Origin of the sequence: Kitasatospora sp. NPDC094016 (assembly GCF_040304045.1) — a bacterium.
Lineage (GTDB): Bacteria > Actinomycetota > Actinomycetes > Streptomycetales > Streptomycetaceae > Kitasatospora.
In genome coordinates, this window is sequence record NZ_JBEOUK010000010.1 from 83,649 (window position 1) to 97,723 (window position 14,075).

The 14,075-nt window shown below is 77.3% G+C and carries 3 protein-coding genes; all 3 read left to right on the forward strand.

The window, feature by feature from the left end; translation table 11 throughout:
• The 3 genes from ABT015_RS12660 (at position 1) to ABT015_RS12670 (ending at position 14,016) form a co-directional block, all read left to right on the forward strand.
• Complete coding sequence (locus ABT015_RS12660; RefSeq protein WP_350878856.1) at positions 1-738, forward strand: aspartyl/asparaginyl beta-hydroxylase domain-containing protein; 738 nt, start codon at positions 1-3, stop codon at positions 736-738.
• A 121-nt stretch (positions 739-859) separates the two neighbouring features.
• On the forward strand, positions 860-5,332 hold the full coding sequence (locus tag ABT015_RS12665) for a type I polyketide synthase (RefSeq protein WP_350878859.1): 4,473 nt from the start codon (positions 860-862) through the stop codon (positions 5,330-5,332).
• On the forward strand, positions 5,329-14,016 hold the full coding sequence (locus ABT015_RS12670) for a non-ribosomal peptide synthetase (protein ID WP_350878860.1): 8,688 nt from the start codon (positions 5,329-5,331) through the stop codon (positions 14,014-14,016). The genes ABT015_RS12665 and ABT015_RS12670 overlap by 4 nt, the downstream gene beginning before the upstream one ends.
• The last annotated feature ends 59 nt before the right edge of the window (positions 14,017-14,075 follow it).

Genomic DNA, 14,075 nt, shown 5'->3' on the forward strand with positions numbered 1-14,075 from the left:
ATGGACGTTCAGGGCGTGATGACGGAGCTGCACGGCATCCTCGGCACCGAGGGGCTGGAGCGGGTCGAGGAGTGCCTGCGCATCCTCACCGGCGAGCAGGCCCCGGAGTACCTGCACGACGACCAGGAGCCGACCCGGCTGTTCTTCCCCGGGATCAGCGCCCTGCCCTGGCACGACACCGCCGAACTGCCCTGGGTGGCCCGGATGGAGGCGGCGTACGACCGGATCAAGGCCGAGTTCCTGGAGCTGCGCGCCGAGCAGGCCCGCTTCGCCCCGTACGAGGACCTGTACACCAAGGAGCTCGGCTGGCAGGGCTGGGACACCTACCAGCTGTACCGCAACGGCAGCTGGCGCGACGAGGTCCTGGAGCGCTGCCCCGAGACCCACGCCGCCGTCTCGGCGAGCCCGCACGGGCCGCGCGACGGCATGTTCACCATCCTCAACCCCGGCGTGCACATCACCCCGCACACCGGCGGCGTGAACCTGCTGCTGACCGCGCACCTGCCGCTGATCGTGCCGCCCGGCTGCGCCATCAAGGTCGGCGACGACGAGCGGGGCTGGGAGGAGGGCAAGGTGATCCTCTTCGACGACAGCTTCATCCACGAGGCCTGGAACAAGGGCACCCAGCAGCGCGCCGTCCTGCTCTGGGACGTCTGGCACCCGGAGCTGACGCCCGTCGAGGTCCGGGCCCTGGAGTTCCTGATGCCCCGTTTCCAGCGCTACCTCATGGCGGTCTGAGCCGCCCGCCGGCCCTGAACCCCATGGCGCTCTGAACCCCATGGCGGTCTGAGCCCCGGCCGCGTACCCGGTCCTGCCCGCCCCGCCGCGCGCGGAGCCCACCTCACCCACGGAGAACACCTTGAACGCACAGCCGGTCATTCCCGACGAGGCCGAGACCGACGGCCGGGTCGCCGTCGTCGGCCTCGCGGGCCGCTTCCCCGGAGCCGATTCCGTCGACGCTCTGTGGGAGCTGCTGGCCTCCGGCACCGAGGCGATCAGCCGGTTCGGCCCCGAGGAGCTGCGGGCCGCCGGGGTGCCGGACGGCGAGGCCGGCAAGCCCGGGTACGTGGCCGCCAAGGGCGTGCTGGCGGACGTCGCCGGCTTCGACTCCCAGCTGTTCGGCTACAACGCGCTGGAGGCCTCGGTCATCGACCCGCAGCAGCGGATCTTCCTCGAATGCGCCTGGGAGGCGCTGGAGGACGCCGGCTGCGACCCCGACCGGGCGCGCGGGCCGATCGCGGTCTACGCCGGGTCGCTGCTGAGCACCTACCTGATCCACAACCTGCTGCCGCGCACCGACCTGCGGGACTCCCTCGGCGTGCCGATGCTCTTCCAGGGCAACCAGCCCGACCAGCTGGCCCCCCGCGCCGCGTACAAGCTCAACCTGCGCGGCCCGGCGGTCAGCGTGCAGACTGCCTGCTCGACCTCGCTGGTCGCGGTGCACCTCGCGGTGCAGAGCCTGCTGTCCGAGGAGTGCGACCTCGCGCTCGCCGGCGGCGTCACCGTCACCGTGCCGCACCGCTCCGGCTACCTGCCGGTGCCCGGCGGCATCGAGTCGCCGGACGGGCACTGCCGGCCCTTCGGCGCCGAGGCGGCCGGCACGGTCTTCGGCAACGGCGCGGGCGTCGTGGTGCTCAAGCGCCTCGCCGACGCGCTCGCCGACGGCGACCGGGTGCACGCCGTCATCCTCGGCTCAGCCGTCAACAACGACGGTGCGAACAAGGCGGGTTACACCGCCCCCGGGGTCGCCGGCCAGACCGCCGTGATCCGCGAGGCGCTGTCCGTCGCGGGCGTCGCCCCGGACAGCATCGGCTACGTCGAGGCGCACGGCACCGGCACCCCGATCGGCGACCCGATCGAGGTCGAGGCGCTCACCGCCGCCTTCCGCGCCGAGCAGGACGCCGACGACAGGTCCGCCACCGGCTGGTGCGGCCTGGGCTCGGTCAAGTCCAACCTCGGCCACCTGGACACCGCCGCCGGCGTCACCGGCCTGATCAAGGCCATCCTGACGGTGCGCGGCGGCCGCATCCCGGCGAGCCTGCACGCCGAGGCCGTCAACCCCGGACTCGGCCTCGCCGACAGCCCGTTCTTCGTCCCGGCCGGCCTCACCGACTGGCCGGTCGCCGACGGCCCGCGCCGGGCCGCCGTCAGCGCCTTCGGCATCGGCGGCACCAACGCGCACGTGATCCTGGAGCAGGCCCCCGAGCCGGCCCCGCGCGAGGCCGCCGCGCCGGGCGCCGTCCCCGTCGCCCTGCCGCTGTCGGCCCGCACCGCCGCCGCGCTGGACGCCGCCGCCGAACGGCTCGCCGACGACCTCGCCGCCCACCCGGACCGCCCGCTGGCCGACGTCGCCCGCACCCTGCGCACCGGCCGCCGCCAGCTGGTCCAGCGCCGCGTCGTGGTCGCCGACGACACCGCCGCCGCCGTGGCCGCGCTGCGCGGCGGCGGCCGCCGGGAGTCGGTCCGGGCCCGCGCCGGGCAGGGCGCCGCCCCCGTCGCCTTCCTGCTGCCCGGCCAGGGCGCGCAGTACCCGGGCATGGCCCTGGGCCTGCACCGGGCGCACCCGGTGTTCCGGGCCGCCTTGGACGAGGCCGCCGACCTGCTGCGCCCGCACCTGGGCCTCGACCTGGTCGAGCTGCTGCGCGGCGGCGACGCCGACCTGCTGCGCCGCAGCTCCGTCACCCAGCCCGCCGTCCTGGCGGTCGGCCACGCCACGGCCGCGCTGTGGCGGCACTGGGGCGTGCGCCCGGCGGCGCTGCTGGGCCACAGCCTCGGCGAGTACACCGCGGCGCTGCTCTCCGGCGTCCTCGACCTGCCCGAGGCGCTCGCCCTGGTCGCCGCCCGCGGCCGGCTGATGGAGCAGACCGCGCCCGGCGCGATGCTGGCCGTCCCGCTGGACGAGGCGGCCGCGGCCGACCTCGCCGCCGCGCACGGCCTGGACCTCGCCGCCGTCAACGGACCGGGCGCCTCGGTGCTGTCCGGCACCGCCGAGGCCGTCGAGCGGGCCGCCGCCGAGCTGGGCGAGCGGGGCCTGCGCGCCCTGCGCCTGCCGGTGGAGCGGGCCTTCCACAGCGCCCTGTGCGCGCCCGCCGCCGAGCAGTTCGCGGCCGAGCTCGCCAAGGTCACGCTGCACGAGCCCACCGTGCCGTTCCTGTCCAACCTCACCGGCGACTGGATCACCCCCGAGCAGGCCACCGACCCCGGCTACTGGGTGCGCCAGATGCTCGCCCCGGTGCGCTTCCACGACGGGCTGACCCGCCTGGCGGCGCTCGACGAGCGGATGGTGCTGGTGGAGACCGGCCCCGGCAGCGTGCTGACCGACCTGGCCCGCGCGGCCGCCGAGGGCACCGCCGGGCCGCGGCTCGCCCTGCCGCCGCTGCCCACCCGCGGGCGCCGCGGCGCCGAGGACGAGCCCGGCAGCGCCGTCCTCGCGCTCGGCAGCCTGTGGGCGCACGGCGCCGCCGTCGACTGGGAGCCCGTCGACGCCGACGCCCGCCCCGCCGACCTGCCCGGCTACCCGTTCGAGCGGCTCCCGCACTGGATCGAGCCCGCCGTCCCCGGCCGGGCGCCCGCCACCGCGCTGCCCGCCGCGGACCTCGACGCCGTCCACGGGACCGTCACCTGGCGCCCGCTCGCCGAGAGCGCCGGGGACGACCCGCTGGCCGGCCGCCGCCAGACCTGGCTGGTCCTGCTGGACCGGGCCGGCGCCGCCCAGCCCCTGGTGGAGCTGCTGACGGCGCGCGGCCAGATCGTCACCACCGTCCAGCCCGGCCCGGCCTACCGCCGGGTGCGCCGCGGCGTCTACGAGCTCGACCCCGCCGACCCGGCCCAGTACGCGAAGCTGCTGGCCGACCTGCGCGGCCTGGTCCGCACGCCCACCGCCGTCCTGTACGCCTGGGGCCTGGACGAGACGCCGGACGAGACCGCCGGCTACTTCGGCCTGGTCCACCTCGCCCGGGCGATGTCCGCCGAGAGCGTGCTGAACGAGGTCCGGCTCGGCGTCGTGACCGCCGGGGCCTTCCCGGCCGCCCCCGGCGAGCAGCCCCGGCCCGCCGCCGCCCTGCTCAGCGGCCCGGTCCAGGTGCTCGGCGAGGAGTACCGCAACCTGCGCTGCACCCAGGTCGACCTCGCCGTCGGCACCGCGCTCGACGAGGCCGCCGCCGACGCGGTGGTGCGCGCCGTGCTCACCGGCCCGGCCCGGCTGCTCGCCCTGCGCGGGGGCGCCCTGCTCACCCGCACCGTCGAGCCCGCCGAGCGCCCCGTCCCGACCGCCCCGGCCCGGGTGCGGGCCGACAGCACCTGGCTGCTCACCGGCGGCCTCGGCGGGATCGGCCTGACCCTCGCCCCGGCCCTGGCCCGGGCCGGCGCCGCCCGGCTCGTCCTGCTCGGCCGCGGCGCCGCCGACGAGGCCGCGCTCGCCGCGGTGCGCGAGAGCGGCGCCGAGGTGCTGGCCGTCCAGGCCGACGTCACCGACGCCGCATCGCTGGACCGGGCGCTGGAACAGGCCCGTTCGGCCTTCGGCCGGATCGACGGCGTCGTCCACGCGGCCGGCGTGCCCGGCGGCGGCTCCGTCGAGCTGCGCTCCGACGACAGCATGCGCACCGTCCTCGCCCCCAAGACCGCCGGCCTGCGCCACCTGCTCGCCGCGCTGCGGCCCGGGGAGGCCGAGGTGCTGGTGCTCTGCTCCTCGCTCGCCACCCTGATCCCGACCTACGGCCAGGCCGACTACGCGGCCGCCAACGCCTACCTCGCCGCCGTCGCGGAGGCCGAGGCCGCGCGCGGCGAGCGCCACGCGGTGGCCGTCGACTGGGACATGTGGGCCGGCGTCGGCATGGCCAGCCGGGCCGAGGTCCCCGAGGCCCTACGGGCCTTCCAGGCCGACATGCTGGCCGGCGCGCTCACCCCCGAGCAGGGCGCCCGCGCCTTCGCCGCCCTGCTGGAGGGCCCGCCCGGCCGGGCCGTGGTGGCCCGGGCCGGCGCCGCGATCGCGGACGGCACGCTGCGCACCTCCGCCGCCCCGGCCGCCGAGGCGCCCCGGACGGCGGCCCTGCCCCGCCCCGAGCTCGCCACGCCGTACACCGCCCCGGCCACCCCGACCGAGGAGCGCCTGGCCGAGATCTACGCCGAACTGCTCGGCCTCGACCGGGTCGGGGTGGACGACGACTTCCTGGAGCTCGGCGGCCACTCGCTGCTGGCCGCCCAGATCGCGGCCCGGCTGCGGGCCGAGTTCGAGGTCGACGTCCCCGCCCGGGTCTTCTTCGAGGGCGGCCGCGTCGCCGACCTCGCCACCGAGATCGAAGACCGCATCCTCGCCGACCTGGAGAACCAGTGACCAACCCCGCAGGCCGCCGCGAGGACCGCCTCGCCCGGCTCACCCCCGAGCAGCGCGCCGCCTTCGAGGCGCGCGCCCGGGGCCGCGCAGGCACCACCCCGGCCACCCCGGCCGGCCCCGCCGCCCCGGCCCCGGCCGTGCCGCCGCGCGACCCGGCGCTGCCGGCGCCGCTGTCCTTCGGCCAGGAGCGGCTCTGGTTCCTGGAGCAGCTCACCCCCGGGCTCGGGGTGTTCAACGAGTACGTGGGCCTGCGCCTGAGCGGCCCGCTGGACGTCGCCGCGCTAGAGGCCGCGCTGGACGGCCTGGTGGAGCGGCACGAGGCGCTGCGCACCGTCATCGCCGCCGGCCAGGACGGCCCGGTGCAGCGGGTGCTGGAGCGCACCGCACCGGTGCTGCGGGTGGTCGAGCCGGCCGGCGGCGAGGCCGGCTGGAGCGAGGCCGAGGAGCGCGCGCTGGCCGAGCGGGAGGCGGCCCTGCCGTTCGACCTGGAGCACGGCCCGCTGCTGCGCGCCCTGCTGATCCGCTCCGCGCCCGAGCGCGCCCTGCTGGTCGTGGTCAACCACCACCTGGTCGGCGACGCCTGGTCCCGCGCGGTGCTGGTGGAGGAGCTCTGCGCCCGCTACCGGGCCTTCCGCGAGGGCGGCCCGGCCCCCGAGCCGCTCGCCGTGCAGTACGCCGACTGGGCGCAGTGGCAGCGCCGCGAGCTCACCGACACCGCGCTGGCCGAACCGCTCGGCTACTGGCGCGAGCGCCTGGAGGGCGCCCCGCACGTCCTGGAGCTGACCACCGACCGGCCCCGGCCGGCCGTGCCCAGCCACCGGGGCGGCCGGGTGCACTTCACCCTGGACGCCGCCACCACCGAGGCCGTGGAGGGCGCCGCCCGGGCGGCCCGGGCCACCCCGTTCATGGTCACGCTGGCTGCCTGGCAGGCCGTCCTGATGCGCCACTCCGGCCAGCAGGACGTCGTGGTCGGCGTGCCCACCGCGGGCCGCGACCGGCCCGAACTCGCCGGGCTCGTCGGCATGTTCGTCAACAGCCTGGTGCTGCGCTCGGACCTCTCCGGCGACCCGACCTTCGGCGAACTGCTCGGCCGGGTCCGGGAGACCTCGCTCGGCGCGCTGGCCCACACCCAGGTGCCCTTCGAGCGCCTGGTCCGCGAGCTGCGCCCGGACCGCGACCTCAGCCACGCCCCGCTCTACCAGGTGCAGTTCGGCTACCGCAACGTGCCCGCCCCCGACATCGCCCTGCCCGGCGTCACGGTCGAGCTGGTCGAGCTGGACAACGGCCTGTGTCGCACCGACCTGAGCCTGGAACTCGCCCGCGACGGCGAACTCACGGCAGGCGTCTGCGAGTTCAGCGGCGACCTGTTCGACGACGACACCGTGCGCACGCTGACCGAAGCCCTCCAGCGGGTGCTGGCCCGCGGCGCCGCCGACCCCGGCCTGCGGCTCTCCGACCTGCTCGCGCTCACCCCCGTCGAGCAGGCCCTGCTGGCCTCGGCCGGCGACGGCCCGGCGCTGCCCGAGGACGCACCGGACGTCGTGACGGCCTTCGCCGAGGCCGTGCGCACCCGCCCGGACGCCGAGGCCGTGCTGCCCGGCGGCCGCCCGGACCTGGCCCTCACCTTCGCCCGACTGGACGCCCGGGTCGACGAGTTGCTCGCCCGACTCCAGGCCGCCGGGGTGCGCCCCGGCGACCGGGTCGGTCTGTGCCTGCGCCGCGGCACCGACCTGCCCGCCGCCATGCTCGCCGTGCTCCGGGCCGGCGCCGCCTACCTGCCGCTCGACCCGGACTACCCGGCGGCCCGGCTGCGCCACGTGGTCGAGGACGCCGAGCCCGCCGTGGTCGTGGTGCACGCCGCGACCCGGGACGCCGCGCCCGCCGGCGCGCCGCTGCTCGACCTCGACGCCCCGGCCGAGTCCGCCGGATCCGCCGGACCCGCACCCGCACCCGTATCCGTATCCGTGGACCCGGACGCCCCCGCGTACGTCATCCACACCTCCGGCTCGACCGGCCGCCCCAAGGGCGTCGTCGTGCTGCGCCGCAACCTCACCGCCTTCCTGGCGGCGATGGACCGCGTGCTGGCGGACGACGGGGAGCCCGCCACCTGGCTGGCCGTCACCAGCGTCTCCTTCGACATCTCCGTCCTGGAACTGCTCTGGACGCTCAGCCGGGGCCACCGCGTCGTGGTCAACCCCGACCCCGGCACGGCGGCCCCCGCCCCGACCGCACCGACCGCACCGGCCTCGTCGGACGCCCCGGCCGCCCCGGCCGTCCCCGGGTTCAGCCTCTTCTACTTCGCCAGCGACACCGCCGGCGCCGAGCCCGGCCCCGACCAGTACCGGCTGCTGCTGGACGGCGCCCGCTTCGCCGACACCAACGGCTTCTCCGCCGTCTGGCTGCCCGAGCGGCACTTCCACGCCTTCGGCGGGCCGTTCCCGGCCCCCTCGGTGCTGGCCGCCGCGATCGCCCAGGCCACCGAGCGGATCGGGATCCGGGCCGGCAGCGTGGTGCTACCGCTGCACCACCCCGTCCGGGTCGCCGAGGAGTGGTCGGTCGTCGACAACCTGTCCGGCGGGCGGGTCGGGCTCTCCTTCGCCTCGGGCTGGCACGCCGACGACTTCGTCCTCGCCAAGGACGCCTACCAGGACCGCCAGGCGCTCACCGTCAGCGGGATCGAGCAGGTGCGCCGGCTGTGGCGCGGCGAGCGGCTCCCCTTCGAGGGGCCCGGCGGCCGCACCGTCGACGTCCAGGTGCTGCCCCGACCCGTCCAGGCCGAGCTGCCGTACTGGCTCACCTCCTCGGGCAACCCCGAGACCTGCCGCACGGCCGGCCGGGTCGGCGCCCGGCTGCTGACCCACCTGCTGGGCCAGAGCGTCGAGGAACTCGCCGAGAAGATCGCCCTCTACCGGGAGGCCTGGCACGAGGCCGGCCACCCGGGCGAGCCGCACGTGACCCTGATGCTGCACAGCTACGTCGGCGCCGACGCCGCCGACGTCCGGGCGCACGCCTGGCAGCCGTTCCGCGACTACCTGCGCAGTTCGGTCGGCCTGATCGAGAACCTGGCCCGTGGCCTCGGCATGGACGTGCGCAGCAGCGACTTCACCGCGGAGGACCAGGAGGCCCTGCTCGACCACGCCTGCGCCCGCTACCTGGGCCACGGCTCGCTGATCGGCACCGCCGAGGAGTGCCTGCCGCTGGTGCACCGGCTGGCCGCGGCCGGCGTGGACGAGATCGGCTGCCTGGTCGACTTCGGCGTCGACACCGACGTCGCGCTGGCCGCCCTGCCCCGGCTGGCCGAGCTGCGCCGCACCGCGGCCGCCGCACCGGCCCCCGCCCCGGCCGCCCTCGCGGTCGCGGCCGACACCGAGCTGACGGCGCTGGTGCGCGCCCACGGCGTCACCCACCTGCAGTGCACCCCCTCGCGGGCCCGCACCCTGCTCGACGAGGCCGACCCGCAGGCCCTGCGCGGCCTGCGGCAGCTGCTGCTCGGCGGCGAGGCCCTCGACGCCGAGCTGGTGCGCCGGCTGGCCGGACACCTCGGCGGCCCGATCCGCAACATGTACGGGCCGACCGAGACGACCGTCTGGTCCACCACCGCCGAGGTCGACCCGGCCGAGGGCCTGGTCACCATCGGCGGCCCGATCGCCGGCACCACCGTGCGCGTCCTCGACCCGTACGGGCGCCGGGTGCCCGTCGGCGTGCCGGGCGAACTCCTGATCGGCGGCGCCGGGGTGACGGCCGGCTACCTCGGGCTGCCCCGGCTCACCGACGAACGCTTCGTCGCCGACCCCGAGACGTCCGACCCCGAGATGTCCGACCCCGAGTCAGCGGGCCCCGAGTCGGCCGCCCCCGAGACGGCAGGCCGTGAGTCGACCGCCCGGCTGTACCGCACCGGCGACCTCGTCCGCACCCTGCCCGACGGCCGCCTCCAGTACCTCTCGCGCAACGACCACCAGGTCAAGATCCGCGGCTTCCGGATCGAGACCGGCGAGGTGGAGGCCGCGCTCACCGCGCTGCCCGGCATCCGCCAGTGCGTGGTCACCGCCTACGGCCTGGGCACCGCCCGGGCCGCGCTGGCCGCCTACCTGGTGCCCGAGGACCCGGCCGCCCCGCCCGCCCCGGCCGAGCTGCGGGCCGCCCTGGCCGGTCAGCTGCCGGGCTTCCTGATCCCGTCCCGGTTCATCCCGCTCGACGCGCTGCCGCTCACGAGCAACGGCAAGGTCGACCGCGCGGCGCTGCCCGCCCCCGAGACCGTCCCCGCCGCCGGCCGCGACCGCACCGCGCCCGCCACGCCGACCGAGGAGCGGATCGCCGCGATCTGGCGCGAGGCCCTGACGCTCGACGAGGTCGGCACCGAGGAGGACTTCTTCGAGCTCGGCGGCCACTCCCTGCTGGCCGCCCGGATGGTCGCCGGGATCCGCCGCGACCTGGACGTCCAGCTGCCGCTGCGCACCCTGTTCGACTCGCCGACCGTCGCCGCCCTCGCCCGGGCCGTGGACGCGCTGGGCGCCGGCGGGGCCACCGCGGCGCCCGCCGAACCGGTCGAGCTGCTGCCCGACCCGGCCCGCCGCCACGAGCCCTTCCCGCTGACGGACGTGCAGCGCGCGTACTGGATCGGCCGCAGCGGCGCCGTCGGCGGCGACGTCGCCTGCCACCTCTACCTTGAGGTGGACGTCGCCGACGTCGACCCGCTGCGCCTCCAGGACGCCTGGCAGGCCCTGGTGCGGCGGCACGACGCGCTGCGCCTGGTCTTCGCCGAGGACGGCACCCAGCGCATCCTGCCCGAGGTGCCCGCGTACCAGCTGGCCGTCGAGGACCTGCGCGGGCTGCCGGAGCCCGAGCGGGCCGACGCCCTCGCCGGGACCCGGGCCCGGATGTCGCACCAGGTGCTGCCCGCCGACACCTGGCCGCTGTTCGAGCTGCACGCCAGCCGGACCGAGGGCACCGACGCCCGGCTGCACCTGAGCATCGACACCCTGATCGCCGACGGCGGCAGCGTGCAGATCCTGCTGCGCGAGCTGCTGGCGATCTACCAGGGCTCGCTCGACCCGCGCCCGATGGAGCTCTCGTTCCGCGACTACGTGCTGGCCGAGCAGACCCGCCGCGAGGGCCCCGCCCTGCAGCGCGACCTCGACTACTGGCACGGCCGCCTGGAGACCCTGCCGCCCGCCCCCGCGCTGCCGCTGGCCCGGCGCCCCGAGGAGCTGACGCAGACCAGGTTCCACCGCCGCGAGGCGCACCTGCCCGCCGAGCTGTGGGAGCGGCTGAAGGCCCGGGCCGCCGCCGGCCGGGTCACGCCCTCGGCGCTCGCCCTGGCCGCCTACGCCACCGTGCTCGGCACCTGGGCGGCGGCCGACCGCTTCACCCTCAACCTCACCCTGTTCAACCGCGTCGGCGAGCACCCCGACCTGGCCGCCATGGTCGGCGACTTCACCGCGCTCAGCCTCTTCGAGGTGGACGGCGCAACCGCCGGCTCCTTCGCCGACCGGGCCCGCCGACTCCAGGACCGGCTCTGGGAGGACCTGGACCACCAGCTGGTCAGCGGCGTGCGGGTCGGCGGCGACCTGGCCCGCCGGCGCGGGGTGGCCGACGCCGCCATGCCGGTCGTCTTCACCAGCGAGCTCGGCGCCGGCGAGGTCGGCGGCGGCCGGGTCCTGCGGGAACTCGGCGCCAAGGTCGCCCACACCATCACCCAGACCCCCCAGGTCTGGCTGGACCACCAGATCTCCGAGGACGAGGGCCGGCTGCGGCTGACCTGGGACGCCGTCGAGGAGCTCTTCCCCGAGGGCCTGCTCGACGCGATGTTCGAGGCCTACACCGGCCTGCTCACCGCCCTCGCCGAGCGGCCCGACGCCTGGACGGACCCGCACCTGGCCGCCCTGCCCGCCGCCCACGCCGAGGCCTACCGCGCGCTCAACGCCACGGACGGCCCGCGGCCCGAAGGGCTGCTGCACGAGCCGTTCCTCGCCCAGGCGCGCACCGCCCCCGGGCGGACCGCCGTCGTCTCCGCCACCGGCACCGTGACCTACGGCGAGCTGGAGCGCGCCTCCGCCGCCGTGGCCCACGCGCTGCGCGGCGCCGGCGTCGGCCCCGGCGAGCTGGTCGGCGTGCGCGCCGACCGGGGCTGGGAGCAGGTCGCGGCCGCGATCGGCGTGATCCGGGCCGGCGGCGCCTACCTGCCGCTGGACGCCGGACTGCCGGCCGCCCGCGTCGCCCGCTCGCTCGAACACGCCGGCGCCACCGCGCTGCTCGCCCGGGAGTCCTGGGACGCGGCCGACGCGGTGCCGGCCGGCGTCACCCTGCTGGGCTTCGAGCAGGCGCTGGCCGCCCCGGCCGACACCGAGCCGGCCCCGGTGCCCACCACCCCGGCGGACCTCGCGTACGTCATCTACACCTCGGGCTCCACCGGTGACCCCAAGGGCGTGATGATCGACCACCGCGGCGCGCTCAACACCGTGGTGGACGTCAACGACCGGTTCCGGGTCGGCCCCGCCGACCGCGTCCTCGGCCTCTCCTCGCTCGGCTTCGACCTCTCGGTCTACGACCTGTTCGGCACCCTCGCCGCCGGCGCCGCGCTGGTGCTGGTCGGGCCCGGGGAGGAACGCGACCCCGCGCGCTGGTCCCGGCTGGTCGCCGAGCACGGCGTCACCGTCTGGAACTCCGTCCCCGCGCTGATGGAGATGCTGCTCGCGTACGCCGGCGGCAACCCGGCCGCCGACCTGGAGTCCCTGCGCCTGGTCATGCTCAGCGGCGACTGGATCCCCGTCGGCATGCCCGACCACGTCCGCGCGCTGTCGCCCAAGGCCGAGGTGATCAGCCTGGGCGGCGCCACCGAGGCGTCGATCTGGTCCGTGCTGCACCCGATCGGCGCGGTCGAGCCGGGCCGCCCGAGCATCCCGTACGGGCGGCCGATGCGGAACCAGGGCATGGTCGTCCTGGACGAGGCCTTCCGGCCGCGCCCGGTCGGCGTCGCCGGCGCCCTGTTCATCACCGGTGTGGGCCTGGCCGTCGGGTACCGCAACGCCCCCGAGCTCACCGCCCGGGCGTTCCCGACCCACCCGGTCACCGGGGAGCGCCTGTACCGCACCGGCGACCTCGCCCGGCTGCTGCCCGACGGCGAGCTGGAGTTCCTCGGCCGGGAGGACTGCCAGGTCAAGGTGCGCGGCATGCGCATCGAGCTGGGGGAGATCGAGTCAGCGCTGGTCCGGATGGACGGCGTCCGGGAGGCGGCGGCGCTGGTCGAGGGCAACGGGCTCGGCGCCCGGCTCGCGGCCTTCGTGGTCCGCGAGGCCGCCCGGCCGCAGCCCGCCGCCCCCGCTCCCGCTCCCGCGCCGGCTCCGGCCCTGGACGCCGAGCGGGTCCGCCGGCTGGAGGCGCGCCTGCGCCAGCCCGGCCGCCGCGCCGATCTGGCGGGCCGTGAGGTCCTGCCGTTCGCCCTGCCGACCGACACCCTGGACCTGCGCCGGGCCGCCTCCCTGCGCGGCGCCGCCACCGGTTTCGCCGACGCCCCCGTGCGGCTGGCCGACCTGCACGCGCTGCTGACCGTGCTCGCCCGCCAGGACGAGGACGGCGTGCCCCGGTACGCCTACGGCTCGGCCGGCGGCCTGTACCCGGTGCAGACCTACCTGGCCGTCGCCCCCGGCAAGGTGGCGGGCCTGCCGGCCGGCACCTACTACGTCGACCCGGCCGGGCCGGCGCTGGTCGCCCTCGACGGTGCACCGGGCTCGGCCCGGGCCCTGGACCGGGCGCTCTACAGCGAGGCCAACGGGCCGCTGCTCGACCAGGCCGGCTTCGCCGTCTTCCTGGTCTCCCGGACCGCCGCGATCGCCCCGGTGTACGGCGACCTCGCCGACCGCTTCTGCCTGCTGGAGGCCGGGGCGATGGCGCAGCTGCTGCGTCACCGCGCCGCCGACTGCGCGGTGGCGCTCTGCCCGATCGGCGACGTCTTCCCGGAGCCGCTGCACGAGGCGCTGCGGCTGGAGGACGGCCAGCGCGTGCTGCACACGCTCGTCGGCGGTCGGCCGCTGAACGCGGCCGCCGAGGAGCCCGGCTCCGGCGCGGACTGGACGGCCGCGCTGCGCGACGCGCTCGCCGAGCGGCTGCCCGGCTACATGGTTCCGCAGCAGGTGCGGGCGGTGGAGGCGCTGCCGCTGTCCGCCAACGGCAAGGTCGACCGGGCGGCGCTCGCCCGGCTCGGCGCCGCGGTGCCCGCCCCCGCCGTCGTCTCCGCCGGCCCCGTCGCCCCCGCCCTCACGGCGGCACCGGCGGCGCGAACGGCGGCGCACCGGCCGGGCGCGCCCGGCGCGATGGAGCGGCTCACCGAGCTGTGGCGGGAGGTGATGGACGGGGCGGAGGTCGGCGTCGACACCAACTTCTTCGAGGCCGGCGCCAACTCCATCCACCTGGTCCGGGTCCAGCGGCGGATCGCCGAGGACTTCGGGCAGGAGCTCTCGGTGGTCGAGATGTTCGACCGGCCGACCATCCGACACCTGGCCGAGCTGCTGGACCGCCCGGCCGCCGCCCCGGCGCCGCAGGCGGCACCGGCCGCACCGGCACCCGAGCCCGCCCCGGACACCGCCGCAGCAGACACCGCGCAGCCCGCCGGCGGCGACCGCCGGCAGCACCACGAACGGCGCCGCGCCGCCCGCCGAGGCGGCTCCGCCGCCGGCCCGACCGGCTGACCTGGACGGCCGGCGGCCGACACCCCGCACCCCGTGCCGGGCGTCGGCCGCCGGACCCC